Here is a 26052-nt window from a genome sequence, read left to right as displayed (position 1 = left end):
AATAATCAGTGATTTAGCTGATTATCACATTGTGTTCCCAAGTGCCGGAAGACTGTGGGCCAATTGTGGATAACTTTCCAGTCCAAATCGTCCACCTATTATCCACAGGTTGCCACCGTACTTTTCAAGCGATCCGTGCACAGCCGCCCCGATCGATCAGCCGGTGAGGATGCGGATGAGCTGTTCCCAATCCTGCCGCATGCGTGTGTCGGTCTCGCAATGCTTCTTGATGGTCCGGCAGGCGTGCAGCACCGTAGTGTGGTCGCGGCCGCCGAACGCCTCGCCGATCTCCGGCAGGCTGTGCTCGGTGAGTTCCTTGGACAGCGCCATCGCGATCTGGCGCGGGCGGGCCAGCGAACGCACGCGACGCTTGGACAGCAGGTCCTGCAGGCGCACCTGGTAGTAATCGGCCACGATCTTCTGGATGTTCGGCACCGTCACCGCCTGCGCATGCGTGGCGAGCAGGTCGCGCAGGGTCTCTTCGGCAAAGTCGATGGTGATCGGCTTGCCGTAGAAGTTCGCCCGCGCCGCCAACGTGTTGAGCGCGCCTTCGAGGTCGCGCACGTTGGAGCGGATGCGCTTGGCCAGCAACATCGCCACGTTCTCGCTCACCGCCACGCCCTTGTCGTGGGCCTTGGACAGCAAGATCGCCGCGCGCGTCTCGAAGTCCGGCGGCTCGATCGCCACCGAAAGACCCCAGCCCAGGCGCGACTTCAGCCGCGGCTCGAGCTTGTCCACTTCCTTCGGATAGCGGTCGCAGGTGAGGATGATCTGCTGCTTGGACTCGAACAACGCGTTGAAGGTGTGGAAGAACTCCTCCTGCGTGGTGTCCTTGCCGGCGAAGAACTGGATGTCGTCGATCAGCAGCGCGTCCACCGAACGGAAGCGGCGCTTGAACTCGTCCATGCTCTTGGTGCGCAGCGCTTCGATCATGGAGCCGACGAACTGCTCCGAACGCAGATACAGCACCTTGAAATCGGGGTTGCGCTCGCGCATCAGGTTGCCCGAGGCGTGCATCAAGTGCGTTTTGCCGAGACCGGTGCCGCCGTACAGCAGCAGCGGGTTGTAGGCGCGGCCCGGGTTCATGGCCACCTGCATGGCGGCCGCCTTGCCGAGCTGGTTCGACTTGCCTTCGACAAAGGTTTCGAAGGTGTAGTGCGGGTCCAGGTTGTGGTTGAAGGTCGGCGCCGGCGCTTCGATCACCGTGGGAGCCACCTTTACCGGCGCCGGCGCGGCCACCTTGCCGCTCGCCGTGGCGCGCGGCGAACTGGAGCCCACCTCGAGGCGGACCGTCAGCTCATGGCCGGTCAGCTGGCTGATCACCGTTTCGATGCGCGCCAGGTAGCGCTCGCGCACGGTTTCCAGTGTGTACGGATTGGGCGCAAACAACTGCAAACCATGGGTGTCGTCGCGTGCCTGCAGGGGCATCAGCCACGTATGCAGGTCTTCGGCGTTCAATTCGCCCTCGAGGCGCTCGAGACAGCGCCGCCACAGGTCACTCATGGGAAGTCTTCAACCACTGGAAGGAGCGCTTACGCGCGGGGTGGACCGGCAAGTCTAGCAGCACGAACCCTCCTTCATGGCGCGGATATCCACATGGATATCCACAGGAAGTAAACAGCCTTTTGTCAACCCGCAAAATACCCCTATTTGACAAGGGCCAAGATTCCCTCGCATAATTTCCAACCTTTTTACCACCTTAACCGGAGGAAGCCATGTCCAAGCGGACCTTCCAGCCCAGCAAGCTCAAGCGTGCCCGCACCCACGGCTTCCGTGCTCGTATGGCAACGGCCGATGGCCGCAAGATCCTGAACGCACGTCGCGCGAAGGGTCGCAAGCGCCTGATCCCGTAAGCGGCTCGCCACGATGCGTGCCGCCGGCCTGCCGCGCGAAGCGCGGCTTCGAAGCGCCGGTGACTTTGCAGCGTTGCGACATACCAGCGGCCGCCTCGGCGGCCGCTGTTTTTCTGTGCGCTATCGGGTCAACGAACTCGGCCACCCGCGCATGGGCCTGGCCATTTCCAAACGCGTCTCCAAGCGCGCGGTCGATCGCAACCGCATCAAGCGCCTGGTCCGCGAATCTTTCCGACGTGCCCGCCTTGACCTTCCAGCGGTCGACCTCATGGTGATGGCACGCGAGCAGGCCTGTGGCCTGCCCGGCCCGGAGTTGCTCGCCGAATTGCAGCAGCTGTGGAAGAAACTGCGTTCCGCGAAAGTCGAGGCCACATTGAAGCCGGGCGAACCGACCGGCACAATCGAGCGTTGACCTTCTCCATTCCTTTCCGCGGCACGGCGCCGCGGGCATGCACCGGATCTGCTCCGCGATGAATCAAACGCGCACGTTCCTCATCTTTGCCCTGCTGGCTGTGGCCTACCTCTTGTTCCAGGCCTGGGAGAAGGATTACGGCCCGCAACCGCCGGTGGCGGCTGCGACCGCGGCCGGTGCCAGCACCAGCACTGACAACAGCGTGCCGGGCGCCAGCTCGTCCACCGCGCCGGCCGCCGTGCCCGGCACCGTCAGCGAGGCATCCGCGCAATTGATCACGGTCAGCACCGATGTGCTGCGCCTGACCATCGATACGCGCGGCGGCAGCGTGGTGCGCTCTGAGCTGCTCAACTATCCGGCGGTGCCGCGTACCAAGAAGGATCCCGATCCGGCGCCGGTGCGCATGCTCGACGACGATCGCGCGCAGTACTTCGTGGCGCAGAGCGGCATCGTCAGCAACCAGGGCGACGCGCCCGACCATCGCGCCGTGTTCTCGGCCGCGCAGACCAGCTATGCGCTCACCCAGGGCCAGGACGATCTGAAGGTCGACCTCACCTGGCAGAACGCCGCCGGCCTCAAGGTCACCAAGACCTTCGCGCTCAAGCGCGGTAGCTACGTGGTCACGGTCGACCAGAAGATCGACAACGGCGGCAGCACCGCCTGGGCCGGCAACACCTATGAACAGCTGCAGCGCGTGGCGCCGGCGCAGCAGAAGAGCTGGTGGCAGAACTTCAGCGACCCGGCTTCGCACAGCTTCTATGGCGCTGCCTGGTACAGCCCGGAAGACAAGATGACCACCCTGCCGTTCACCGACTTCGCCAAGAAGCCGCTGAACCACGCCATCACCGGCGGCTGGGCATCGATGCTGCAGCATTACTTCTTCGTGGCGTGGATTCCGTCCGCGCAGGACGCCAGCAGCTACAGCACCAGCGTGATCAATCCGGACACCGCCCAGCCGGTGTACCTGATCCGCGCGGTGGGCCCGTCCATCAGCGTGGCGCCGGGCCAGAGCGCGACCAGTGCGGCGCGCCTGTATATCGGTCCGAAGCTGCAGGGCACGCTCGACCAGGTGGCGCCGGGTCTGGACCTCACCACCAACTACGGTTGGCTCACGGTGGTTGCGCAGCCGCTGCACTGGTTGCTCTCGCAGCTGCACGCGATCGCCGGCAACTGGGGCGTGGCGATCATCCTGCTGGTGCTGCTGCTGAAGGGCGCGCTGTGGAAGCTCACGGCCGCGCAGTTCCGCTCCGGCGCCCGCATGCGCAAGCTGCAGCCGCGCGTGAACGCTCTCAAGGAGCGTTACGGCGACGACAAGATGAAGATGCAGCAGGCCATGATGGAGCTGTACAAGAAGGAAAAGGTCAACCCGATGTCGGGCTGCCTGCCGGTGCTGATCACCATGCCGGTGTTCTTCGGCCTGTATCGCGTGCTGATGGAGAGCGTGGAGCTGCGCCACGCGCCGTTCTTCGGCTGGGTGCACGACCTTTCCGCGCCCGATCCGTTCTTCGTGCTGCCGGTGATCTACATCCTGGTGATGCTGGCCACGCAATGGCTCACGCCGGCGGCGGCGGGCATGGACCCGGCGCAGCAGAAGATGATGAAGGTGATGCCGGTGGTGTTCGGCTTCATGTTCCTGTTCTTCCCGGCGGGCCTGGTGCTGTACTGGGTGATCAACGGTCTCACCAGCCTTACCCAGCAGTGGCTGATCACGCGCAGTGTCGACCGCGCGGATGAAAAGGCCAAGGCGACGGCCTGATCAACCTGAAACGTTCAAAGAAAAGGCCGCGCGAGCGGCCTTTTTCTTGCACGACAAACCTCCCGCTCGTCATCCCGGCGCAGGCCGGGATCCAGTAGCGTCGATGGCTGGTCTTCGCGACAACCAGATGCTGTCGCCACTGGATCCCGGCCTGCGCCGGGATGACGGAGAGGATGGCTATATCGTTATCGCATTCCCCTTCGCAAACCGCATAATTCCCACCATGACTCACACCGGCACCATTGCCGCCATTGCCAGCGCTCCGGGTGCCGCCGGCGTCGGTGTGTTGCGCGTGTCGGGGCCTGCCGTTCCCGGCATCGCCGCGGAACTGTTCGGTCGCGAGCCCGAGCCGCGGCGCGCGCACTTCACCGCGTTCCGTGAGCGCGACGGCGAACTGATCGATCGCGGTCTGCTGCTCTACTTTCCCGCGCCCGCTTCCTACACCGGCGAGCACGTGCTGGAACTGCAGGGCCACGGCAGTCCCGTGTTGCTCGATGCCTTGTTGCGACGCGTGTGCGCGATGGGTGCGCGACTGGCGCGACCGGGCGAATTCACCGAGCGCGCATTTCTCAACGGCAAGCTCGATCTGGCCCAGGCAGAAGCCGTCGCCGATCTGATTGCGGCGCGTTCGCAGGCCGGCGCGCGGGCAGCGTTGCAGTCGATGGAAGGCGTGTTTTCGCGCAAGGTGCACGATCTGCTGCAATCGCTGATTGCGCTGCGTGTGCATATCGAAGCGGCGATCGATTTTCCCGAAGAGGAAATCGATTTCCTCGCCGACCCGGCGATTGCGCGCCAGTTGCATGCGTTGCGCGCCGAACTCGATGATCTCTTGCGCGAAGCGCAACGAGGCGTGCGTCTGAACGATGGCCTGCGCGTGGCCATCATCGGACGTCCAAACGCCGGCAAGTCCAGCTTGCTCAATGCACTGGCCGGCAGCGACCGCGCCATTGTCACCGACATCGCCGGTACCACCCGCGACGTGCTGCGTGAACAGCTCAATCTCGACGGCATCTCGCTGGAACTGGCTGACACGGCGGGACTGCGTGAAACCGACGATCCGGTCGAACGCGAAGGCGTGCGGCGCGCGCATGGCGAGCTGGCGCGCGCGGATGTCGCATTGCTGGTCACCGATGCGGCGCAGGCCGAGCACGATCTGGCTTTGCTGGCCGACCTCCCGGCCCGCGTCGAACGGATCGTTTTCATCAACAAGATCGACCTGGGCGAGCATGCGGCGGGAGTCGAGGTTCGCTCCAATGCGATCTGGATGTGGGCTTCCGCAAAGACCGGAGCCGGCCTGGAAACGCTGCGCAGCCATCTCAAACAGCTTGCCGGCGCAGGCGGCGGCGAAGGTGCCTTCAGCGCTCGTCGGCGCCATGTGTTGGCGCTGGAACAAGTAGCCACGCACCTGGCGCGCGCCGACGACGTGCTGCACGCGACCCGTGCCGGTGAACTGGCGGCCGAGGAGTTGCGGCAAGCACAACACGCCTTGGGCGAGATCACCGGCACCTATACCAGCGATGACCTGCTGGGTGCGATCTTCAGCTCGTTCTGCATCGGCAAGTAGCCGCCGACCGTCCGTTCGCAGTGCTTTCGGAGTCGTCCGATAGATTGCTTCGGCACGCTGCTGGCAGCATGCAAGGACCTGCCCGGAGCCCCGATGGCTCCGCGCTTCAACGTCAGCGCACAGTGGAGTGCTCGCCATGGAATGGTATTTGAAGGTCCTCAAGCAGCACTATTTTGATTTCAATGGCCGCGCACGCCGCAAGGAGTACTGGATGTACACCTTGGTGAACATCATCGTCATTGTGGCGCTGCAGATCCTCGCTCACATGGTGCCCGCGCTGGCTATCGTTGGTGGTATTTACGGACTGGCCGTGCTGCTGCCGGGTCTTGGCGTGACGGCTCGCCGCCTGCACGACGTCGGCAAATCCGGCTGGTTCATGCTGCTCGCTTTTGTTCCGATCGTTGGCCTTTACCTGATTTATCTGCTGGTGCAAGACAGCGAAGCGGGTAGCAACGCTTACGGCGCCAACCCGAAGGCTTAGTCCAGGATGCGGAAGGCGGATCGCAGCCGGCTTCCGCAGCGACGGCGGTAAGGCGTTCCAGTCCAGTGGGTTAAGGGCGCGCTTTGCTGACGGGGCCGACGGGTGGCGCTAACATGCTGAGTTTGCGCGCGGTCGTACCGAACACTCAGGCATGCTCTCTTTCTTCTTCGGCGCCTTCGGGCTCTCCACTTTCTGGTTGATTCCCCTGTTCTGGCGCGCCGGCAGCCGTCTGCTGAAGCGGCAGCGGCGTGTTGCCGGCGGTGAAGGCTCGATTCGGTTCGGCTTGGGTGCCCTGCTTGTGCTGCTGGCGAGCGCCACGCTCGAAGGCCTGCTGATCGACCAGTACACCGACGATGCAAACGCTGGTGGCACCGTGTGCCGTGCACTGTCGCATGCCATCGGCGGCCTGCTTGGCGGATGGCTGACCACGCTGGTGATGCTGGTTGCCCTGGCTGTCGCGCTGCCGTGGTATCTGGGTATCGGTTGGCGCTCGATGTTCAAACATGTGGCGGCTGGCGTGGATGTCCTTGCCGCGCTGATTCAGCGCGTGATCGAAGCGGTTGCCGCGCGTCGCGGTTCATCGACGGGCCATCGAGCTGGCGGTGCCGTGCGTCGTCCCAAACAAGCGACCACCACTGCTCGACGCGCGAAAGCGGGAGCGACCCGCCGAACACCGGCCGAGGCCTCGACAGCTCCTCCGCCGACGCTTACGCCTGCGCCCCCGACCGAAGTGCGGCCCGCATCCGTGTCCATGTCGCGCGTTCGCCAGGCCGCCCAGCACGAGAAGGTGATACGCGAGCCGTGGCTGGTGCCCAAACATGGCCAGCCTGCTTCAACTGGGCCGAGACTGGGCACGGGGCGTTCCGCGACGGTCGTGCCGCTGGGGACAAGGGCGACCGCAGCGAGCACGCGCGAGTCCGCCGATGCCGCGAATCATCAACCAGCCAATGTCGCCACCAGTTCGGCGCCGTCGTTGCCCGCCGCCGAATCGCCGATCGAAGCGGTGCTCGCCGTGCCCGAAGTACAGCCTGCACCGCTGCCGGCCGAACCGATAACCGTCGAACCTCCGGTCGAAGCCGAGATCGATCTGGCGACCGTCAGCCCGCCGCCCATGCACACACCGGCCGTATCGTCGCGCTGGTCGGCAGCCAATGACGAAGTGGCGACTCAGGCTCCCGTGCACGTCACCCCGGTGCAAACCGGCGCGTCGACGCGCCAGCGCAGCTCCGCCATGTTGCCGCCGCTGTCGCTGCTGGCCGCTCCGCGACAGGAGATCGCCTCCATCGACGAGCAGCAGCTCGCTGACACGGGCGAGTTGATCGAGCAGCGACTGCGCGAGTTCAAGGTGCCGGTCACGGTCGTCGGTGCGTCCGCCGGTCCCGTCATCACTCGCTTCGAGGTGGAACCCGCGGTCGGTGTGCGCGGCAACCAGATCGTCGCGCTGATGAAGGATCTGGCGCGCGGACTCGGCCGCTCGTCCATTCGTGTGGTCGAAACCATCCCCGGCAAGACCTGCATGGGCCTGGAGTTGCCGAACGAGCAGCGCCAGATGATCGCGTTGTCCGAAATTCTCGACTCGCCCGCCTACCGCGATGCCGATTCGTTGTTGACGCTGGCGATGGGCAAGGGCATCACGGGCGAACCGGTAGTGGCCGATCTGGCCAAGGCCCCGCACATGCTGGTGGCCGGCACCACCGGCTCGGGCAAGTCCGTGGCGGTGAACGCGATGATCCTGTCGATGTTGTACAAGGCCACGCCCGACGACGTGCGCATGATCATGATCGATCCGAAGATGCTGGAGCTTTCCGTCTACGAAGGCATCCCACATCTGCTGGCACCGGTCGTCACCGACATGAAGCTTGCTGCGAACGCGCTCGCGTGGTGCGTGGCGGAGATGGAAAACCGCTATCGCGTGATGTCGGATCTGCGAGTGCGAAATCTGGCCAGCTTCAACCAAAAAGTGCGCGAGGCGCGTGCGGTTGGCCGGCCATTGATGAATCCGTTCCCCGCGCATCCCGAAGTGCCCGAGTTGCTGGACACCTTGCCGATGATCGTGGTGGTGATCGACGAGCTGGCCGACCTGATGATGGTGGCCGGCAAGAAGATCGAAGAGCTGATCGCCAGGCTTGCACAGAAGGCACGCGCCGCCGGCATTCATTTGATTCTTGCCACGCAGCGTCCGTCGGTGGATGTGATCACCGGCCTGATCAAGGCGAACATTCCCACGCGCGTCGCTTTCCAGGTCTCGTCCAAGATCGACTCGCGCACCATCCTCGACCAGATGGGTGCGGAAAGCCTGCTCGGCCAGGGCGACATGCTGTTCCTGCCGCCGGGTTCCGGCTATCCGCAACGCATCCACGGCGCCTTCGTGGCCGACGAGGAAGTGCACCGCATCGTGGCCCACCTCAAGCTTTACGGCGAGCCCGATTACAAGGATGAAATCCTGGCCGGCCCGCCAAGCGAAGGCTCCGGCGAACTGTTCGGCGAAGAAGGTGCCGACGCCGAACTCGATCCGCTGTACGACGAAGCCGCCGCGTTCGTGTTGCGCTCGCGCCGCGCATCGATCTCGTTCGTGCAACGCCAGTTCCGTATCGGCTACAACCGCGCGGCGCGTTTGGTCGAAGCGATGGAGGCCGCGGGGCTCGTCTCGTCGATGGGCATCAACGGGCAGCGCGATGTGTTGGCGCCGGGACCGTCAGACTAAGAGTAACCACCACTGTGGGAGCGCACCCTGTGCGCGACACGTCCGAAGCGATGCATGGCATTCGCCTCATTGCAGTCATTGGCCAGCGTGCTGTCGCGCACAGGGTGCGCTCCCACCATGGTGAAGGCGCAGCACTTAGAGGAACGCTTCGAGCTCCGCCCGGGTCGGCATGCCGCCTTGCGCACCCAGCTTGGTCACCGATAGCGCCGCCGCTGCGCAGGCTTTGCGCACGGCAGGCGCGATTCCTTCATGCAGGAATACCGCCAGCGCAGCGTTGAAGGTGTCGCCAGCGCCGGTGGTATCGACCGCGTCGACCTTGAAGCCCGGCTGATGCTGCGGCTCCCCGCCATCGCGAAACCAGGCGCCATCCCCGCCACGCGTCAGCACTACCGGTGCGGGCGCGCGCTGCATCAACGCAACGAAATCCTCATCGCTATCCGCACCCAGCAGTATCGCCAGCTCATGCTGGTTGGGCGTGAGATAGCGCGCGAGCTTCAGCCATTCCGTGGGAAGCTTTTGCGCCGGCGCCGGATTGAGAATCACCGGCTTGCCGAGCTTGTGGCCAAGGCGAAGCGTGGCTTCAACGGATTCGAGTGGAATTTCCATCTGCACCAGGATGGCGTCCGCACTGGCCAGCGTGGATTGCGCTCCCTCGATCTGCGCGGGAGTGACGCGCGCATTGGCGGCGGGCACCACGATGATGTGGTTCTCGCCTTCGGCGACGGTGATCGAGGCGGTGCCGCTGCCGCAGTCGGCAATGCGCGCGACGTGATCGAGCGAGACGCCTTCGCGCACGAGGCCTTCGTGCAGTTGCGCGCCGAAGGCGTCGTCACCGACGGCGCCCACCAGCGCGACCTCGGCACCCAGGCGCGCGGCAGCCACGGCCTGGTTGGCGCCCTTGCCGCCATGCACGGTCAGGAAGCGTTCGCCAAGAATGGTTTCGCCGGGCTTGGCAAAGCGCGAGGCCAGCGTCACCAGGTCCATGTTGATGCTGCCGACCACGACGACGCGTGCCATAGCTGTTCCTTCCGACCCTCATGCGGGAGGGAAAGGATAAGCGATGGCCGCAGCGAGCGTCACAACACCCTGCTGCGCGAAGCGCCGGACATCAGCCGCCGCTGCTGCCCGCCGTCGACGGCACGTTCTGGCCGCGTTTCTCCTGCATGCGTTCCATCGCCTTTTCGCGCATGGCCTTCCATTTGTCGCGCTGGTCCTGGGTCAGCACGCCGCCGATCTGGCTTTCGCTGTCCTGCATGATCGACATGGCCTTGGCGCGCCGATCGGCCGGCTTGAGGCTGCTGTCGCCGTGCAGCGACTGCAGCTGTTGCTCGCGCTGCTGCAGCATGGGGCCGATCTTGGCCTGCTGATCCGGCGTCAACTGCAACTGCTTGCTCAGACGCTGCAGCTGGGTCTGCGCATCGAAGGCGTGCATGTTGTGGCTGCCCGCAGCCGGCGGATGGTCGCTGTCGCCGGTGGGTGCGTTCTGCTGGGCGAAGGCGTGGCCGCACAGCGTGGCGGCGAGCGCGAACGCGACGAAGGTGGGAAGACGATGCATGGGCGGTTCTCCTGGGGCGTACCAGCGGGAACGCGAGCACGCCACGGCGGTTGACGGTGCTGGCTTGAATCCCAGCCTAGCGCCCCGAACATCAACAGATCGTCCGCCCGAGGTTACGTCATGATCGAGCTGCACTACTGGCCCACCCCCAACGGCCACAAAATCACGCTGTTTCTCGAAGAAACGGGGGTCCCCTACACCATCAAGCCGGTGAACATCGGCAAGGGCGAGCAGTTCCAGCCCGCGTTCCTGGCCATCGCGCCCAACAACCGCATGCCGGCCATCGTGGATACCGCCCCCGTGGACGGCGGCGAGCCGGTCAGCGTGTTCGAGTCGGGCGCGATCCTGCAGTACCTCGCTGAGAAGACCGGCCGTTTCCTGCCCACCGATCTGCGCGGCAAATACACGGTGCTGGAATGGTTGTTCTGGCAGATGGGCGGGCTCGGCCCGATGCTCGGCCAGAACCATCATTTCAACCGCTATGCGCCGGAAAAGATTCCCTACGCCATCGACCGCTACGTCAACGAGACGCGCCGCCTGTACGGCGTGCTGGACAAGCGCCTGCACGGTCGTGCCTTCATCGCCGGCAACGACTACAGCATTGCCGACATGGCGGCGTATCCGTGGATCGTGCCGCACGAGAACCAGGGCATGACGCTGGACGATTTCCCGCATCTGAAGGCCTGGTTCGAATCGATCCGCGAACGCCCCGCCACCCAGCGGGCCTATGCCCTGGGCGAGCAGATCAAGGGCAGGTTCGACCTCAGCACGGACGAGGAAGCGCGCAAGGTCCTGTTCGGACAAGGGGCGAAGAACTGATCCATCGCGCGGCATTCGGCAACGAATGTCGCGCATTTCACGGGAAATCGCTGGCTTCCATGCGCGCTACGCGGTCTAATCGCCGCTTGTTCTTACGTACGACGCGTCGCCCAAGGAAGTATTCATGCGCGCCCTCCTTTTTGCCGCCCTGACGATGGTGGCCTTGCCGACCATGGCCGAAAAACTCACGATCGAACGCATCTTCGACGGTGGAAACCTCGCTGGTGCCGCGCCGCGCGGGCTGGAAATTTCCCCTGACGGCAGCCGCGTCACCTTCCTGCGTGCCCGCGCGGACGACCAGTTCCAGCTGGACCTGTGGGAATACCAGCTCAAGGACAATAAGACGCGCCTGCTGGTGGATTCGAAGAAACTCGAACCCAATGGCGAGCAGCTGTCGGACGCGGAAAAGGCGCGCCGCGAGCGCGAACGCACCGCCGGCCTGCACGGCATCGTGAGCTATCAGTGGTCGCCCGACGGCAAGCAGTTGCTGTTCCCGATCAACGGCAAGCTCTACGTCTATTCGCTGGCCACGCCGGACGCGACGCCGATCCCGCTCGACACCGGCGACAACGTGATCGATCCCAGGATCTCGCCCAAAGGCCGCTACGTGTCCTATGTGCGCGACCAGAACCTGTGGGTGATCGACCTGACCACGGGTGAGGCGAAGCAGCTCACCCACGATGGCGGCGGCACCGTGCACAACGGCGAAGCCGAATTCGTGGCGCAGGAGGAAATGGATCGCAGCGCCGGCTACTGGTGGGCGCCCGACGATTCGGCCATCGCGTTCGAGCGCTACGACGAAGCCAAGGTGCCGGTGACCAAGCGCACCGAGCTGTTTGCCGACCACACCGACGTGATCGACCAGCGCTATCCCGCGGCCGGTGCGCCCAATGTGGCGGTGAAGCTGGGTCTGGTGTCGCCTGCCGGCGGGCCATCGCGCTGGATCGACCTGGGCAAGGACGCGGACATCTATCTCACCCGCGTGAACTGGCTGCCGGACGGCAAGCGCCTCAGCTATCAGCGCATGCCGCGCAGCCAGCAGAAAGTGGAGTTGCGCCTGGTCGATGCGAAGACGCTGGCGCAGCGCACGTTGCTCACCGAGATCAGCGATACCTGGATCAACCTCAACAACGATCTCACCTTCCTCAAGGACGGCAAGAGCTTCCTGTGGGGCAGCGAGCGCAGCGGCTACCACCATCTCTATCTCTACGCGCTGGACGGCACGCTCAAACATGCGGTGAGCGAAGGCGACTGGCCGATCGACGGACTGCTGGCGGTGAATGAGCACACGGGCACCGTGTTCGTCGCCTCCAATAAAGATGCGGTGCCGGAAAAGCAGATCTACTCGCTGAAGCTCGATGGCAGCACCGCGAAAGCCCCCGCGCGCGTCAGCCAGGGGGCGGGCACGCATGCCGCCACGTTCGCGCCGGACGGCAGCTTCTATCTCGACAATTTTTCCAGCGTGGACACGCCGCCACAGGTCAGCCTGCACAGGGCCGACGGTAGCCTCGTCAGCTGGATCGAGCCGAACAAGTTCGATGAAAAGCATCCGTTCTGGAATTACCGCGACAGCCTGATCAAGCCGGAATTCGGCACGCTGAAGGCTGCCGATGGTCAGACGTTGTATTACCGCCTGTACAAGCCGGCCGGGTTCGATCCAACCAAGAAATACCCGGTGTTCGACACGTACTACGGTGGCCCGCACGCGCAGATGGTCAGCAATGTGTGGGGCGATTACTTCAACCAGTACATGGCCAACCAGGGCTTCGTGGTGTTCACGCTCGACAATCGCGGCATGGCCCGCCGGGGTCGCCAGTTCGAGAATGCGATCTACCAGCAGCTGGGCGCCGCCGAAGTGGACGACCAGCTGGTCGGCATCCATTGGCTGAAATCGCAGCCATGGATCGACGGCAAGCATATCGGCGTGTTCGGCTGGAGCTACGGCGGCTACATGACCACCATGCTGCTGGCGAAGGCTTCCGACGAACTGGCCGGCGGCGTGGCCGTGGCGCCGGTGACCAACTGGCGTCTCTACGACACCTTTTACACGGAGCGTTATCTCGGTCGTCCGCAGGACAACGACTCGGGCTATACGCGCAGCTCGCCGATGGCATGGCTCGATGGCCTCACCTCGAAGCTGTATCTGGTGCACGGCATGGCCGACGACAACGTGCTGTTCCTCAACTCGACCGAACTGATGGCCGAGTTGCAGAAGCGCGGCACGCAATTCCAGTTCATGGCGTATCCCGGGGCGAAACACGGGCTCAATCTGCCGGGCCAGCGCAGCCATGTGTATCACCTGATCGATAATTTCTTTCAGCAGCAGGTGAAGGGGGCGGCGGCAGTGGTGGCAAAGCCAGTGGTGCAGCCGGCTGCGGCCTCGACGGTTCGATAACTCCGCTCGTCATTCCGGCGTACGCCGGAATCCAGTGACGGTGCAGCAGGCTTTCGCGACAACCCTTCCTGCTCGCTACTGGATTCCGGCCTGCGCCGGAATGACGAGCAAAAAAAGGCCGCCCTCTAGGCGGCCTTTTCATATCCGAATCAGCAAAAACCTTACTGCGCGTGCTCCACACCCGAGTCGCCCTGCTCCAGCGGCGGCGGCGTACCGGCTACAGCCAGCAGCGACGTCGCGTAGCCGTCCTCGATGCTCACCGTGGATACCTCATCCCACGAGAAGAACGACGCCTCGCGCAGCCATTCCGCGTCGGGCGAAATCTCCTGCATGTTGAAGCCGTCTTCTTCCACGCTGATCAGCCGGCCGATGTAACAAACCTCGGCCTCATCCTCGCTGTCCACGTGCACGCCGATCACCGGCGCCTGCGCGGCAGCGGCCTGGATGACGCTGCGGATGTCGTCCAGCGGGAAGCCCCGCGGCGTGCGCGGCATCAGGTGCTTGAGCACCAGGGCCTTTTCCATGAAGGGCGCGTGTTTGTCCGGTGCTTCCAATTCGGAAACATCGCGGTGACGCATCACATACATGCCGTCATAAGTGATGCCGTCGCCGACGACCCACAGCAGAAAGAATTCACGGCCAACCCCGCCCACGTAACCACAGAAGCTGCCGTGTTCGAGTTCGCCGCGCCATAACCGGATCAGCTGATGCTGTTGCTGCGCTTCACGCAGCTGGGCTCGCTGGCCGGTGGTCTTCAGTTCAATCACATTTCCCATGGTCAAAATTTTACCAGCCCGGGGCTTTCCCCTTGTTTACAGGATGTAACGCGACAAATCTTCGTCCTGGACCAGCACGCCGAGGTTTTTATCTACATATTCGGCGTCGATCGTGTAGTTTTCGCCGGATTTGTCAGCAGCTTCGTAGGAGATCTTCTCCAAAAGGCGCTCGATCACCGTGTGCAGGCGGCGGGCGCCGATGTTCTCGGTCCGCTCATTGACCTGGAAAGCGACCTCGGCCAGTCGGTCGATGCCCTCCTCGGTGAAATGGATCGTCACGCCCTCCGTGCCCAGCAGCGCGATGTACTGCTTGGTCAAGGCGTTATGCGGCTCGCGCAGGATGCGCTTGAAGTCGCCGACCGACAGCGCCGATAGCTCCACGCGGATCGGCAGGCGGCCCTGCAGCTCCGGAATCAGGTCCGAGGGCTTGGCCAGCGAGAACGCGCCGGAGGCGATGAACAGCATGTGGTCGGTCTTGATCGGGCCGTACTTGGTCGACACGGTCGAGCCTTCCACCAGCGGCAGCAGGTCGCGCTGCACGCCTTCGCGGCTGACGCCGGCACCGCCCCACTCGGAGCGCTGGGCGATCTTGTCGATCTCGTCGATGAAGACGATGCCGTTCTGCTCGGCCGACTGCATGGCCTGGGCGCGCACTTCTTCCTCGTTGAGCAGCTTGGCGGCTTCTTCTTCCACCAGCATGGGGCGCGCGGCCTTGATCGCGACCTTGCGCTGCTGGGTCTTGGCGCCGCCCATGTTCTGGAACATCTGGCGCAGCTGCTGACCCATTTCCTCCATGCCCGGCGGCGACATGATTTCCACACCGACGTTGGTGGCGAAATCCAGCTCGATCTCGCGGTCGTCCAGGGCTCCCTCGCGCAGCTGCTTGCGCAGTTTCTGCCGCGTATCGCTCTGTTCGTTGTTGGGCGCGGCATCGTGCGACCAGTCGGAGGGCGACTGGCGGCGCGGCAGCAGTGCGTCGAGGATGCGATCTTCGGCGCGGTCTTCGGCCTGGGTGCGCACGCGCTTCATGGCCTGCTCGCGGGTGAGCTTGTAGGCCACGTCGGCGAGGTCGCGCACGATCGATTCGACATCCTTGCCCACATAGCCCACCTCGGTGAACTTGGTGGCTTCCACCTTCACGAACGGCGCATTGGCCAGCGTGGCGAGGCGGCGGGCGATTTCGGTCTTGCCCACGCCGGTGGGACCGATCATCAGGATGTTCTTGGGCGTCACTTCGTCGCGCAGGCCCGGTTCCAGCTGCATGCGGCGCCAGCGGTTGCGCAGGGCAATGGCCACGGCGCGCTTGGCGTCGTGCTGGCCGATGATGTAGCGGTCGAGTTCGTTGACGATTTCGCGGGGAGTAAGTTCGGACATGAGTTCACCGGAAAGATGAGTTTTCGCCGTCGTTCCGCATCGGCGGGAACGACCGGACCAAGAGCCGTCGCGCCGTGCGCTTACAGCTCCTCGATCGTGGTGTTGTGGTTGGTATAGATGCAGATGTCGCCGGCGATCTTCAGCGCACGCTCGACGATGGCGCGCGAATCCATCTCGGTGTTTTCCAGCAGCGCCAGTGCAGCGGATTGCGCATACGGGCCGCCCGAACCGATGGCGATCAGGCCATGTTCGGGTTCCAGCACGTCACCGTTGCCGGAGATCAGCAGCGAGGCTTCCTTGTCGGCCACGGCGAGCATGGCTTCCAGGCGGCCCAGGCGGCGGTCGGTGCGCCACTCCTTGGCCAGTTCCACCGCGGCGCGGGTGAGGTTGCCGCCGTGCTTGTCCAGCTTCTGCTCGAACAGCTCGAACAGGGTGAAGGCGTCGGCGGTGGCGCCGGCGAAACCGGCGATGACATTGCCTTTGCCGAGGCGGCGGATCTTGCGGGCGTTGGCCTTCATCACCGTGTTGCCGAGGGTGACCTGGCCGTCGCCGCCGATCACGACCTGTCCGTTGCGGCGCACCGAGACGATGGTGGTGGCGTGAAAGGATTCCATGGGGACTCCGTAAAGAGTGAATTCGCCAGAGGTGGGGCCGGGGCAGCGGAAACCAAGCCGCGGGGCCCGGTTCGTCACTTCCGCTTGGCGCGCGGGTGTGCCGCGTCGTAGACCTTGGCCAGGTACTGGAAATCCAGGTGCGTGTAGATCTGGGTGGTAGCGATGTCGGCGTGGCCCAGCAATTCCTGCACCGCACGCAGGTCGCCGGAGGATTCCAGCATGTGGCTGGCAAAGGTATGCCGCAGCAAGTGCGGATGGATGCGCTTGGCCATGCCCTGCTGCATGGCCAGCGTCTTCAGCCGCAACTGCACGGTGCGCGGATTGATCGGCGCCCCGCCCCGGCCTTTGAATACGGGCTGTTCGGGCACCACGCCTTCCGCTTCGCCCAGCGCGCGCAGCGCGGCTATCGCGTGGCGACCCACCGGCACGATGCGTGTCTTGTTGCCCTTGCCGAGTACGCGTACTTCGCCGGCATGCACATCCAGATCGATCCAGCGCAGGCAGGTCAGCTCGGACAGGCGCAGGCCCGAGGAATAGAACAGTTCCAGCATCGCGCGGTCGCGCAGGTTCAGCGCGCCTTCGCTTTGCGTTTCCACCAGCGCGGTGGCTTCATCGACGTCGAGCACCTGCGGCAGCTTGCGGTGCACCTTCGGACCGCGCACGCCGGCCAGCGGATCGTGATCGAGCAGGCCTTCGCGGGTGAGCTGGCGGAACAGGCTGCGACAGGACGACAACAGGCGCTGCAGGCTCTTCGGCGATAGACCTGCACGATGCTCGGCAGCGACGAAGCCGCGCATGCGGTTGGATTCGAGTGCACTGAAGCCGGCGATGCCCTGCGCCTCCATCCAACGCAGCAATTTGGCCAGATCGCGGCGGTAACCGTCCACCGTATGCGCCGACGCCTGCCGTTCTCCCGCGAGTCGCGAAAGCCAGGCATCGACCTGGGCCTGCGGGTTGGACATGCTGTTACATGACTTCTTGGGCGCGGCGCAGCGCAGCAGTGACGGTGCCCGCGATCATCTTCAGGAACACCGTGCCCATGCCCGGCTGGAAATGGTCGGCATCGCCGCTGCCGATGGCCAGGATGCCGAACTCGCCCAGCGGCATCATCGCGGCGGAGCGGATCTCCGGCGCGTGATCGCCGAACAGGCGGTACAGCCGCTCGGCCGAGAGACGGCCAGCCACCGGCTCGTGATGGGCCAGGAAATCCGAAAACTCCGGCACCTGCGAGCGCCCGCCCGGAATATGCACCAGCCAATCGGCCGGCGGCAGGCCAATCGGGCCGAACAGCATCAGCCGGACCTGGTCGGTCTGGAAATCCTCGGACAGTCGCGCCACCACGCTGCGCGCGGCCACGGCGGGCGTGCCGGCGCGCAGCACGGCGAGATTGAGTTCGTGCACGCGCTGCATCAACCGCTCGTTGTCGGCGGCAATGTCGATGAGTCCGGCGAGCTGCTTTTCCAGCTCCGCGTTCTTCTCGCGCAGGCTTTGCAGCTGATAGACGGCCAGCGAGGCCACCCGTCCCTGCTCGCGCGGCAGCGTGAGCTGGGCGGCGATGTCGGGATAGTCGGTCAGGAACTCCGGATGGTGCCGCAGGAAAGCCGCGACGTCGCTGGCGGAAAGCGTGTCGACAATGGCGGTTTCGGACATGACTACCTCGGAGGAGTGATGCGTTGCGGCCCGAGTGTGCGGTGTTCGGCAACCGGCTTCAACCGACGCGGACAGGAAACCGCGTCAGCCCAGCCATTCCCCTTCGAAAACGAAGGTGGCCGGTCCGGTCATCCACAGGGTGTGGCCCGGCCCCACCCACTCGATGGTCAAGGTGCCCCCGGGCAGCGTCACCTGTACTTTCTCGTCGACCTCGCCGCGCAGGCGCAGCACCGCCATCGCGGCGCAGGCGCCGGTGCCGCAGGCCAGCGTCCAGCCGCTGCCGCGTTCATGCACGCGCAGGCGCACCTGGCCGCGGTCGATCGGCTGTACGAAGCCGCTGTTGGCGCCCTTGGGGAACCGGCTGTGGCTGGTGAGCAGGGGGCCGATGCGATACAGCAAGGGTGCCTGCAGATCCGCCACCACCATCACGGCGTGCGGATTGCCCATCGACACCGCGCCGATCTCCAGCACGTCGCCGCCCACGTCGATGGAGTAACGCTCCGCCTGCGCGTCCGCGCGGAACGGAATGCGCTCGGGCTCCAGCGTCGGCACGCCCATGTCGACCGTCACTTCGCCGGGGCCGCTGAGCCGGACCGTCACCGGGCCGGACGGGCTCTCCAGCCGCACGGTGTCGCCGATCGAGAGCTCGCCGGCGCGATGCAGCCATGCCGCCACGCAGCGCACGCCGTTGCCGCATTGGCCCGACGGCGTGCCATCGGCGTTCCAGATGCCGTAGTAGAAGGCACACGAGGTGTCGCGCGGCCGCTCGATGCTGATCAGCTGGTCGAAGCCGACGCCGGTGCGGCGATCGGCAATCGCGCGGATCTGCTCTTCATTGAGCGGAAACGCGCGCTGGCGGCAATCGACCATCACGAAGTCGTTGCCGATGCCGTGCATCTTGGAGAACGAAAGCTTCATTACATGAACTTGCCGCCGGTGATCCGGCCGTTGGCGTCCAGTTCGGCGAAATAACGGCTGTTGTCGCTGCGCATCTCACGCGTGGCAATGGTGCCGGGCAGCACCAGCAGCACATCCGGATACGCCGCCTTGAACTGCTCGGGCGTGGGATGCGTGGCGATGAATGCATCGAACGCCGTCATCTCGGTGACGAAGCCGTGCACCGGCGCAGGCGCGGCGACGGCGGGTGCCGCAACGGCCGGCTTCGCCGGCGCCGGGTGCACGGTGGCCGCCGGTGTGGCCTTGGGCATATAGAGCGGGCCCTTGTTGCCGCATCCGGCGAGCAAGGCAAAAACGGTGCACAGCGGAAGCAGCAGGAGTGATCGGCGCATGTCGGGGTATCCGGCGGGAACCCCGGCAGTATAGGCAAGCCCCGAAAACGTGGCGAGCAAAGGATTTTGGGCGTTCAGCGGCCGTCGCCGCCGCGCCAGCCGTTATGATGCCGCCGTCGCCGCCCCGCGCGGTTTGAATGCCCAAGAAGTACACGATGGACTGGACCGCGCTGCTGCGCCTCCCTTCGACGATCCTGCTGATCCTGGCGGTGGTCGCCCTGATGTTCACCCTGTTTCAGCTGGTGGCCTTGCGCCAGCGTCTGGATGACCAGCAACGGCTGGCAGCGGTGGGCCGCGCCGTGCTGCTGATCGCGGGTTTTGCCATCACGCTGTTGCTGGCCGGCATGGGCGTGGCGCTGCGCGGCTATCGCCTGCTCAGCGAGGAAACGCCGGTGGTGGAGATCGACGCGCGCATTTTGTCCCCTCAGCGCTGGTCGCTGGTGCTGCACTGGCCGGACGGTGCTACCCGACGCGTGGAAGTGGCCGGCGACGCATGGCGCGTCGAGGCCGTGGTGCTGAAGTGGAAACTGCCGGCGATGCTGGCGGGCCTGCCGCCGCTGTATCGCCTCGACCGGCTGTCGGGTCGCTATGACGATCCCAACGATGAAATGCACGGTGCGCGGACGGTGATCGATTTTCGCGAAGCGGGTGGCTTCGACTTGCTCGACCTGCACAAGCAATACCCGCAATGGGTGCCGGATGTGGATGTGTTGTTCGGCAGCGGCGTGTTTCTGCCGTTGGTGGACCAGGGTCACTACACGGTGAGCCTGATGCGCACGGGGGCGCTGGTGGCGCGGCCGGATGAAGCGACGGTGCAGCGGATCGCGCAACCGTTCTAGCCTTGGCGGTGCACACCACTTCTCCTCTCCCCTCCGGCGAGAGGGCCGGGGTGAGGGGCGGGTGCCCGCAGAAAGATTTCCTCGAAGCGCGCTTCGAAAAGCGCCCAAGTACTTTTAGCGCCCCACCCGACTCAATCAAGCACCTTCTCATACCGCCACGCATCCGCCCCATCGCCGTAATAACGCGCGTAATGCCCGATGCGCCTGTACCCCAGCCGCTCGTACAGACGCATCGCGTCCTCGTTGTCGGTGCGCACTTCGAGTCGAAGCGATACGCAGCGGCGGCGGGCGGCAAGTTTTTCCGCCGCTTCGAGCAGCGCCGAACCCACGCCCTTGCCGCGGGCTTCCTTCTTGGTGGCGATGGAATACAGGCGCGCCACCTGCGTGCCTTTTCGGAAGAACACCACCGCGGTGCCGAGGAAGTGTCGATGATTGGCGCTGGCGACCAATACCTGGGCGCTTTCGCTGTCGAGATGGCGGCGGTACTGGGCCCGGCTCAGGCGATCGGTGGCGAAGCTGCTCTCTTCCAGGGCAGCGAGGTCATCGAGATCGGAGAGTTCGGCACGACGCACGCGTACGGCGGCGGTCGCGGGCATGGGTGTCATCAGGGGCGGTTCCGCGGGCGGGATGAAACAAGCGGGGCACTGTAGTCCCCGCATCCCCCGGGGGCAACGATGACTTGTGGCGGTTTTCAGAACTCGTTCAATCTCGGCACCTTGCGAGGAGCGAATGTAAGCAAAAGGTGCAGGCTTTGCCGTGCTGAAGTGATCGGCGCGGGCGCTCAGTGCGCTGCAGAGGAACCGGACCACACGCGCGAAGGTTGAACCGCCTATGAGCCAGCCCGACGACCCGCCTTGTGCCGCGCCATGCATGTGCGAAACTGCGCCCCTTGCGCTGTGCCGCCTCGTTTCCCGCGCGACGACACTCCTCGGTTCCCTTTGACAGAGGTGTCATGACTCGTCTCGTTCTGGTTGTCGAGAAGGCCTCCGACTGGAGTGTCTACTACCCCTCCGCAGACGTGGTCACGGCGATGGACTACCTGCGCGAACCCGTCGGCGTCGACGACGAGCGCACGCATGTCATCAACCTGTGCCGCAGCTACAAGTACCTGGGCACCGGCTACTACGTCTCGCTGCTGGCCGAAGCGCGCGGACACCGCGTGATGCCTTCCGTGCGCACGGTGAACGATCTGCGCCGCCGCTCGCTGTACGGCCTGGAGATCGAGGATCTGAGCGCCAAGCTCACCCATTTCCTGCCGGCGGGTGGCCGTGACACCACCGACTTCGGCATCCTGGTGTACTTCGGACAGACCGCTCACCCCGCGCTGCAGGATCTTGCGCGCCAGGTGTTCGAAATGTTCCCGTGCCCGCTGCTGCGCATCGAGTTCGAGCGCGACCGCGTGTGGCAGATCAGCGCGATCAAGCCGGTGGGCCTGCAGACCCTGGACGATGCGCAGGAAGACGCCTTCGCCGAGGAACTCGATCGCTTCAGCAAGAAGTTGTGGCGCAAGCCCAAGGCGCGCAAGCAGTTCCGCTACGACATCGCCATGCTGATCGATCCGCACGAGGCGATGCCGCCGTCGAACAAGAAGGCGCTGAAGTCGTTCATTGCCGCCGGCAAGGAACTGGGCATCGAAGTCGATCCCATCGGCAAGAACGATTACCAGCGCCTGGCCGAGTACGACGGCCTGTTCATCCGCGAAACCACCGCCAGCAACAACCACACCTACCGCTTCGCGCATCGCGCCGAGAAGGAAGGCATGGTGGTGATGGACGACCCCACCTCGATCCTGCGCTGCACGAACAAGATCTTCCTCAACGACCTGATGGTGTCGCGCAAGCTGGCCGTGCCGCGCACCGAAATTCTCTATCGCGACGATACCAAGGGCCTGAAGGAACTCTCGGAGAAACTCGGCTACCCGCTGGTGCTGAAGATTCCCGACGGTTCGTTCTCGCGCGGTGTGGTGAAGGTGGAAAACGAGGAGGCGCTCAACAAGGCCAGCGCCGAGCTGTTCCAGCACAGCGCGCTGTTGCTGGCGCAGGAATTCGTTTTCACCGAATTCGACTGGCGCATCGGCGTGCTCAACAACGAGCCGCTCTACGCGTGCAAATACTTCATGTCGCGCGGCCACTGGCAGATCTACAACCACGGCGCCAAGGGCGCCTCCAAGACCGGCGATTCGGAAACCATTCCGATCGAACGCGCACCGGCCGACGTGGTGAAGCTGGCGCTCAAGTCCACCCAGGCGGTGGGCGACGGACTTTACGGCGTCGACATCAAGCGCGTCGGCGACAAGCCGGTGGTGATCGAGGTGAACGACAACCCGTCGATCGATCACGGCGTGGAAGACGAGCACCTGGGCGAAGCGCTCTACCTTCGCATCATGCAGGAGTTCCTGCGGCGCATGGAGCGCAAGCGCGCCGGCGAGACCAACTAGGCGCAACCCAACCCTTGTGGGAGCGCGCTCACGCGCGACGGGCGGCGGGGCGCATCGCAGAAACCGGTTGTCGCGATAGCGGCGCCTGTCGCGGGCGAGCGCGCTCCCACAGAAATCTCCAGATCGCCTTTGGAGCGGGGTGATTCCGGCAGTTCGTCCCTGAACTGCCGTCACGCGGGCGCGATCCGTCGCGCCGCTCCAGCGAGGTGCCCAGCCATCCTGCTGCCCGCAGGTCCTTGCCGTCGCACGGAGCCCCACGCCACGGCGTTCCTGCCGCGGCATCCACTGCCAAGTGAATTCGTTGTCGATCAGTTCCAGATCAGCGCCGACGCCGTGCGACGGCGCGAGCGAAACAGCAGGCCGAGCAGCTGGCGCGGCAGCGACGGCTCCAGCGCCAGCAACACCACCAGCGGCGCGCCGACCAGCCAGAACGCAGGCGTCCAGCCAAGCGCGTCGGTATGTACCGGCACCAGCGTGGTCAGCAGCAGCGCCGCCCCGGCCAGCAGCCACAGCAGGGCGGCGCCAAGCAGGCGTTCGTGATGGGCGAGTCGGGTGGTCGGGCGCATGGAAGTGTTCCGTCGTCGATGTGGAAGCCAGCGTGCCCGGCGTCGATCTCAAAACCTGCGATGCCTCACCGGGCGCGGCCTGCGGCGAGTAAAATGGCGGTCCCGGCCGAGCCGGAAACCGCCGTTGGCGGCATCGACTTTCATCAGGAGCGCGCATGAGTGCAGGACAGTTCGCGGTATTCGGTCACCCCATCAGCCATTCGCTGTCGCCGCGGATCCACCAGGCGTTTGCGCGCCAGTTCGGGCTCGAGTTGAGTTACCAGACCATCGATGCCGCGCCGGCTGCATTCGCCTCGGCGGTGCGCGAGTTCTTCGCCCAGGGCGGCGCCGGCGCCAACGTCACCTTGCCGCACAAGACGGCGGCTTTCGAGATGGCCGATGTTCGCAGCGAAGCAGCCGTGCGCGCCGGCACCGCCAACGTGCTGACACCACTGCCTGGCGGCCGCATTGCCGCGCACAACACCGACGGTGCCGGCCTGGTGCGCGACATCACCGAACGCCATAGCGTGGACCTGCGTGGCCACACCGCGCTGCTGCTGGGTGCGGGTGGCGCGGCGCGCGGCGTGGCGTGGTCGCTGCTCGATGCCGGCGTGCATACGCTGACCATCGTCAACCGCACGCCGGAAACGGCAGACGCCCTCGCCGACGCCATCGGCGACCCGGCGCGCGCGCATACCCGCTACTGGGAAGACCTGGCCGATCTGGGCGCGTTCGATCTGATCGTCAACGCCACGTCCGCAGGCGTACTGGGCAAGTCGCTGGATCTGCCGTTCGCCGTCGTGGGCAACCGCGCGCTCTGCTACGACCTCTCCTACGGTGCCGCCGCCACCGGCTTTCTTGCCTGGGCCCGCACTGCTGGTGCGCGCTATGCGTTCGACGGCTTGGGCATGCTGATCGAAACGGCTGCCGATACTTTTGAGCTGTGGCATGACAAGCGGCCGGACACCGATCCGGTCTACGCCGAACTGCACCAGCAGTACGGCTGAGCGATATCGCGCGCTGCCCGGCATCCGCCGACGCATCGCAAGAATCTGCTGGCGCAGAGTGAGGACGCATCGACGTCTGACGCACGTATCACCGTGTTAGCGTGCCCGGCACAGGGGGCACATCACGGGGAGAACGTCATGGTGCCTGAGAGTTTCGTCCGCTTTGGAGCGGCAACAGCGCTGGCGGCGACGCTGGCGCTTGGTTTCGCTGCGCAAGCCGCTGCCGATCCGGTGGTGGGTTCGAACAACGTGGCTACCGCCGATCCCACCGTGCCCCGGCCACCTGGCCAGCCCTGCGTGGTGACGCTGTTCACCAACGTCGCCTTCGACGATTTCAACGCTCGCCCCTACAGCTATGCGCCGCCTGGCTCATGCACGGGCGCCTGGTCGAAAGTGGTGCTGGAAGCGGATTTCTCCGTCACTGCGGGACGCCAGTACGACCGCACGGCCACGCTGTGGCTGGGCGGCGTGAACCTCTACTTCGGCACCACGCAGGAACCGTCGGCCACGGTATCGCCCGCCTGGCACGTCGAGCGCGACCTCACCGATTACGCCGCCCTGCTGCGCAATGCGGGACAGGGCCAGGCGATCATCGGCAACCTGGTGAACGACACCTACACCGGCGTGATCCACGGCACCGCCCGCCTGCTGTTCTATCCCGCATCGGCGCGTGCGCGCGCGGCGGACGTGCCCGATGCGGTGTATGCGTTGGGCAGCGATCCGGTAGGCAGCACGGCCACGCTCAATACACCGACCGACAAGCTGGCGCGCACACTGACCTTGCCGACCAACGTGGAGCGCGCCTACCTGGACGTGTTCACGCAGAGCCAGGGCGGCGATGAGTTCTGGTACACCTGCGTGCCCGACGCGTATGCGGCGCAAGTCAACGAATGCGGCGGCGGCAATTTCCGCGAGGCGGAGATCAGCATCGACGGCCAACCGGCTGGCGTGGCGCCGGTGTATCCGTGGGTCTATACCGGCGGCATCGATCCGTACCTGTGGCGCCCCACGCCTGGCGTGCAGACCTTGAACTTCCTGCCCTACCGCGTGGACCTCACGCCGTTCGCCGGTCAGTTGAGCGATGGCGCTCCGCATGAAGTGGCCGTGCAGGTGGCCGGTGCCAACAACAACTTCGCCGCCACCGCAGCCTTGCTGGTGTATCGCGACGCGCATGCGAAGCAGGTGACCGGCAAGATCACGCGCAACACGCTGGTCGGCCAGGCCGCCACACCAATCATCGGCAGCACGCTTGCCACGGCGAGCAACGGCGACCTCGCCGGCGACATCACCACTAAGCTCGATCGCCGCTTCGTGATCGAAGGCTATGCGAACACGTCGCACGGTCGCGTCACCAGCACGGTGACGCAGGAGACGGGCTTCGACGACACGCAGACCTTCACCATCAACAGCAGCACCTATCGCCAGCAGACCGGGCAGCGCACCTGGTCGGACAGCACCAGCCAGAGCCGCCTGGGCAATTTCCTCACGGTCGAGCGTCACCAACACTTCAACTATCCGTTCTCGCTCGACTACAACCAGCAACTGGCAAGCGATGGCAGTACCAATGCGGCCTCCACCGTGCACCAGGGCTATCGGCAGCACGACGAGCTGCGCCTGCTCGGCCTCACCCTCTATGGAGCCGACGTCGACAACACGGTCGATTCGCAGGACACCCTGGTGTTCGATGCCAGCGGCAACCTGAGCAGCCACAGCGGGCAGCAGAGCGCGCAGGCATTTGCCTTCCACGACACGCTGGGCGGCTGCTATCGCGCCTCGCTCACCACGCAGGCGGGTGCGGTAGCGAGTTACAACGCGGGCAAGGGCTGCCCGGATGGAAGCAACCGCGTGTCGTGGTTCGCCCACCCCGATGGTTCGCCGGACAGCAGCCTGCTGCCGGGGCGCTGACGATCGATCGCGTGGTTCACACGTCATGACCGACGGGTCGGACGTGTGAACTGCGTCACGTCTGCCGACGCGGGGCA

23 protein-coding genes and 2 pseudogenes are annotated in these 26052 nt (G+C 65.0%); 13 read left to right on the top strand and 12 right to left on the bottom strand.

Going from position 1 to position 26052, the window contains the following annotated elements:
* Nucleotides 1-156 precede the first annotated feature (156 nt).
* Complete coding sequence (gene dnaA, locus ISP20_RS04140; RefSeq protein ID WP_204634809.1) at nt 157-1503, bottom strand: chromosomal replication initiator protein DnaA; 1347 nt, start codon at nt 1501-1503, stop codon at nt 157-159.
* Between the two features lie 212 nt (nt 1504-1715).
* On the opposite strand from dnaA, the gene rpmH reads away from it, so the two are divergent.
* The 7 genes and pseudogenes from rpmH to ISP20_RS21520 all read left to right on the top strand — a co-directional run.
* Nucleotides 1716-1853 (top strand): 50S ribosomal protein L34, encoded by a 138-nt coding sequence (gene rpmH, locus ISP20_RS04135; RefSeq protein WP_019464789.1) that lies wholly within the window; start codon nt 1716-1718, stop codon nt 1851-1853.
* Nucleotides 1854-1866: 13 nt separating this feature from the next.
* Nucleotides 1867-2265: a ribonuclease P protein component gene (gene rnpA, locus ISP20_RS04130; RefSeq protein WP_204634808.1), complete on the top strand. Its 399-nt coding sequence runs from the start codon at nt 1867-1869 to the stop codon at nt 2263-2265.
* 58 nt (nt 2266-2323) lie between these two features.
* The gene (gene yidC / locus ISP20_RS04125; protein WP_204634807.1) at nt 2324-4021 is read left to right on the top strand and encodes a membrane protein insertase YidC; all 1698 of its coding nucleotides are present in this window, start codon (nt 2324-2326) and stop codon (nt 4019-4021) included.
* Between the two features lie 223 nt (nt 4022-4244).
* The gene (gene mnmE / locus ISP20_RS04120) at nt 4245-5585 is read left to right on the top strand and encodes a tRNA uridine-5-carboxymethylaminomethyl(34) synthesis GTPase MnmE (RefSeq protein WP_239535306.1); all 1341 of its coding nucleotides are present in this window, start codon (nt 4245-4247) and stop codon (nt 5583-5585) included.
* A gap of 136 nt (nt 5586-5721) precedes the next feature.
* Complete coding sequence (locus tag ISP20_RS04115) at nt 5722-6066, top strand: DUF805 domain-containing protein (RefSeq protein WP_204634806.1); 345 nt, start codon at nt 5722-5724, stop codon at nt 6064-6066.
* A gap of 151 nt (nt 6067-6217) precedes the next feature.
* A pseudogene (locus ISP20_RS21525) lies at nt 6218-6511 on the top strand (DNA translocase FtsK 4TM domain-containing protein); the annotation flags it as partial.
* A 612-nt stretch (nt 6512-7123) separates the two neighbouring features.
* Nucleotides 7124-8770, top strand: a pseudogene (locus tag ISP20_RS21520) (DNA translocase FtsK); the annotation flags it as partial.
* 135 nt (nt 8771-8905) lie between these two features.
* On the opposite strand, the gene rbsK reads toward ISP20_RS21520, so the two are convergent.
* Together rbsK and ISP20_RS04100 are read right to left on the bottom strand one after the other, a co-directional pair.
* A complete protein-coding gene (rbsK, locus tag ISP20_RS04105; protein ID WP_204634800.1) occupies nt 8906-9787 on the bottom strand; it encodes a ribokinase in 882 nt (293 codons plus the stop codon).
* A 91-nt stretch (nt 9788-9878) separates the two neighbouring features.
* Nucleotides 9879-10325: a hypothetical protein gene (locus ISP20_RS04100; protein WP_204634798.1), complete on the bottom strand. Its 447-nt coding sequence runs from the start codon at nt 10323-10325 to the stop codon at nt 9879-9881.
* A 120-nt stretch (nt 10326-10445) separates the two neighbouring features.
* Here ISP20_RS04100 and ISP20_RS04095 point away from each other — a divergent pair, with 120 nt between their 5' ends.
* Both ISP20_RS04095 and ISP20_RS04090 read left to right on the top strand, forming a co-directional pair.
* Nucleotides 10446-11144, top strand: a complete 699-nt coding sequence (locus ISP20_RS04095) for a glutathione binding-like protein (RefSeq protein ID WP_204634797.1) — start codon at nt 10446-10448, stop codon at nt 11142-11144.
* Nucleotides 11145-11268: 124 nt separating this feature from the next.
* The gene (locus ISP20_RS04090) at nt 11269-13539 is read left to right on the top strand and encodes a S9 family peptidase (protein WP_204634796.1); all 2271 of its coding nucleotides are present in this window, start codon (nt 11269-11271) and stop codon (nt 13537-13539) included.
* A gap of 161 nt (nt 13540-13700) precedes the next feature.
* Here the strand turns inward: ISP20_RS04090 and ISP20_RS04085 are convergent, their stop codons facing one another.
* From ISP20_RS04085 to lptM, 7 genes are all read right to left on the bottom strand, one after another.
* Nucleotides 13701-14315 carry a hypothetical protein gene (locus tag ISP20_RS04085; RefSeq protein ID WP_204634795.1) on the bottom strand — a complete coding sequence of 205 codons (615 nt, stop codon included), beginning with the start codon at nt 14313-14315 and terminating at the stop codon, nt 13701-13703.
* A 36-nt stretch (nt 14316-14351) separates the two neighbouring features.
* Nucleotides 14352-15689 (bottom strand): ATP-dependent protease ATPase subunit HslU, encoded by a 1338-nt coding sequence (gene hslU, locus ISP20_RS04080; RefSeq protein ID WP_204634794.1) that lies wholly within the window; start codon nt 15687-15689, stop codon nt 14352-14354.
* An 80-nt stretch (nt 15690-15769) separates the two neighbouring features.
* On the bottom strand, nt 15770-16303 hold the full coding sequence (gene hslV, locus ISP20_RS04075) for an ATP-dependent protease subunit HslV (RefSeq protein WP_046972849.1): 534 nt from the start codon (nt 16301-16303) through the stop codon (nt 15770-15772).
* Between the two features lie 74 nt (nt 16304-16377).
* Nucleotides 16378-17265, bottom strand: a complete 888-nt coding sequence (gene xerC / locus ISP20_RS04070) for a tyrosine recombinase XerC (protein WP_204634793.1) — start codon at nt 17263-17265, stop codon at nt 16378-16380.
* Between the two features lie 4 nt (nt 17266-17269).
* On the bottom strand, nt 17270-17953 hold the full coding sequence (locus ISP20_RS04065; protein WP_204634792.1) for a DUF484 family protein: 684 nt from the start codon (nt 17951-17953) through the stop codon (nt 17270-17272).
* A gap of 84 nt (nt 17954-18037) precedes the next feature.
* The gene (dapF, locus tag ISP20_RS04060; RefSeq protein ID WP_204634791.1) at nt 18038-18871 is read right to left on the bottom strand and encodes a diaminopimelate epimerase; all 834 of its coding nucleotides are present in this window, start codon (nt 18869-18871) and stop codon (nt 18038-18040) included.
* Entirely contained in the window at nt 18871-19242 is a 372-nt protein-coding gene (gene lptM / locus ISP20_RS04055; RefSeq protein ID WP_204634790.1) for an LPS translocon maturation chaperone LptM, read from the bottom strand. The genes dapF and lptM overlap by 1 nt, the downstream gene beginning before the upstream one ends.
* A gap of 155 nt (nt 19243-19397) precedes the next feature.
* Between lptM and ISP20_RS04050 the strand changes: the two genes are divergently transcribed.
* On the top strand, nt 19398-20081 hold the full coding sequence (locus tag ISP20_RS04050) for a hypothetical protein (protein ID WP_204634789.1): 684 nt from the start codon (nt 19398-19400) through the stop codon (nt 20079-20081).
* Nucleotides 20082-20212: 131 nt separating this feature from the next.
* On the opposite strand, the gene ISP20_RS04045 is transcribed toward ISP20_RS04050, so the two are convergent.
* Nucleotides 20213-20677, bottom strand: coding sequence for a GNAT family N-acetyltransferase (locus tag ISP20_RS04045; RefSeq protein WP_425490765.1), 465 nt, complete (start codon nt 20675-20677; stop codon nt 20213-20215).
* 356 nt (nt 20678-21033) lie between these two features.
* Here ISP20_RS04045 and ISP20_RS04040 point away from each other — a divergent pair, with 356 nt between their 5' ends.
* Nucleotides 21034-22518 (top strand): RimK family protein, encoded by a 1485-nt coding sequence (locus ISP20_RS04040; RefSeq protein WP_204634787.1) that lies wholly within the window; start codon nt 21034-21036, stop codon nt 22516-22518.
* A gap of 308 nt (nt 22519-22826) precedes the next feature.
* Here the strand turns inward: ISP20_RS04040 and ISP20_RS04035 are convergent, their stop codons facing one another.
* The gene (locus ISP20_RS04035) at nt 22827-23084 is read right to left on the bottom strand and encodes a hypothetical protein (protein ID WP_204634786.1); all 258 of its coding nucleotides are present in this window, start codon (nt 23082-23084) and stop codon (nt 22827-22829) included.
* A gap of 155 nt (nt 23085-23239) precedes the next feature.
* Between ISP20_RS04035 and aroE the strand changes: the two genes are divergently transcribed.
* Both aroE and ISP20_RS04025 read left to right on the top strand, forming a co-directional pair.
* Nucleotides 23240-24070: a shikimate dehydrogenase gene (gene aroE, locus ISP20_RS04030; RefSeq protein ID WP_204634785.1), complete on the top strand. Its 831-nt coding sequence runs from the start codon at nt 23240-23242 to the stop codon at nt 24068-24070.
* A gap of 138 nt (nt 24071-24208) precedes the next feature.
* Entirely contained in the window at nt 24209-25975 is a 1767-nt protein-coding gene (locus tag ISP20_RS04025; protein WP_204634784.1) for a peptide-N4-asparagine amidase, read from the top strand.
* The last annotated feature ends 77 nt before the right edge of the window (nt 25976-26052 follow it).

Origin of the sequence: Dyella kyungheensis (genome assembly GCF_016905005.1) — a bacterium.
Classification (GTDB): domain Bacteria; phylum Pseudomonadota; class Gammaproteobacteria; order Xanthomonadales; family Rhodanobacteraceae; genus Dyella; species Dyella kyungheensis.
This window is presented reverse-complemented; position numbering and strand designations above follow the sequence as displayed.

Excerpts from the sequence above, each read along its gene's own strand:
- dnaA (WP_204634809.1), bottom strand. The coding sequence starts at position 1,503 with ATGAGTGACCTGTGGCGGCGCTGTCTCGAGCGCCTCGAGGGCGAATTG.
- rpmH (WP_019464789.1), top strand. The coding sequence starts at position 1,716 with ATGTCCAAGCGGACCTTCCAGCCCAGCAAGCTCAAGCGTGCCCGCACC.
- rnpA (WP_204634808.1), top strand. The coding sequence starts at position 1,867 with ATGCGTGCCGCCGGCCTGCCGCGCGAAGCGCGGCTTCGAAGCGCCGGT.
- yidC (WP_204634807.1), top strand. The coding sequence starts at position 2,324 with ATGAATCAAACGCGCACGTTCCTCATCTTTGCCCTGCTGGCTGTGGCC.
- mnmE (WP_239535306.1), top strand. The coding sequence starts at position 4,245 with ATGACTCACACCGGCACCATTGCCGCCATTGCCAGCGCTCCGGGTGCC.
- ISP20_RS04115 (WP_204634806.1), top strand. The coding sequence starts at position 5,722 with ATGGAATGGTATTTGAAGGTCCTCAAGCAGCACTATTTTGATTTCAAT.
- rbsK (WP_204634800.1), bottom strand. The coding sequence starts at position 9,787 with ATGGCACGCGTCGTCGTGGTCGGCAGCATCAACATGGACCTGGTGACG.
- ISP20_RS04100 (WP_204634798.1), bottom strand. The coding sequence starts at position 10,325 with ATGCATCGTCTTCCCACCTTCGTCGCGTTCGCGCTCGCCGCCACGCTG.
- ISP20_RS04095 (WP_204634797.1), top strand. The coding sequence starts at position 10,446 with ATGATCGAGCTGCACTACTGGCCCACCCCCAACGGCCACAAAATCACG.
- ISP20_RS04090 (WP_204634796.1), top strand. The coding sequence starts at position 11,269 with ATGCGCGCCCTCCTTTTTGCCGCCCTGACGATGGTGGCCTTGCCGACC.
- ISP20_RS04085 (WP_204634795.1), bottom strand. The coding sequence starts at position 14,315 with ATGGGAAATGTGATTGAACTGAAGACCACCGGCCAGCGAGCCCAGCTG.
- hslU (WP_204634794.1), bottom strand. The coding sequence starts at position 15,689 with ATGTCCGAACTTACTCCCCGCGAAATCGTCAACGAACTCGACCGCTAC.
- hslV (WP_046972849.1), bottom strand. The coding sequence starts at position 16,303 with ATGGAATCCTTTCACGCCACCACCATCGTCTCGGTGCGCCGCAACGGA.
- xerC (WP_204634793.1), bottom strand. The coding sequence starts at position 17,265 with ATGTCCAACCCGCAGGCCCAGGTCGATGCCTGGCTTTCGCGACTCGCG.
- ISP20_RS04065 (WP_204634792.1), bottom strand. The coding sequence starts at position 17,953 with ATGTCCGAAACCGCCATTGTCGACACGCTTTCCGCCAGCGACGTCGCG.
- dapF (WP_204634791.1), bottom strand. The coding sequence starts at position 18,871 with ATGAAGCTTTCGTTCTCCAAGATGCACGGCATCGGCAACGACTTCGTG.
- lptM (WP_204634790.1), bottom strand. The coding sequence starts at position 19,242 with ATGCGCCGATCACTCCTGCTGCTTCCGCTGTGCACCGTTTTTGCCTTG.
- ISP20_RS04050 (WP_204634789.1), top strand. The coding sequence starts at position 19,398 with ATGGACTGGACCGCGCTGCTGCGCCTCCCTTCGACGATCCTGCTGATC.
- ISP20_RS04045 (WP_425490765.1), bottom strand. The coding sequence starts at position 20,677 with ATGCCCGCGACCGCCGCCGTACGCGTGCGTCGTGCCGAACTCTCCGAT.
- ISP20_RS04040 (WP_204634787.1), top strand. The coding sequence starts at position 21,034 with ATGACTCGTCTCGTTCTGGTTGTCGAGAAGGCCTCCGACTGGAGTGTC.
- ISP20_RS04035 (WP_204634786.1), bottom strand. The coding sequence starts at position 23,084 with ATGCGCCCGACCACCCGACTCGCCCATCACGAACGCCTGCTTGGCGCC.
- aroE (WP_204634785.1), top strand. The coding sequence starts at position 23,240 with ATGAGTGCAGGACAGTTCGCGGTATTCGGTCACCCCATCAGCCATTCG.
- ISP20_RS04025 (WP_204634784.1), top strand. The coding sequence starts at position 24,209 with ATGGTGCCTGAGAGTTTCGTCCGCTTTGGAGCGGCAACAGCGCTGGCG.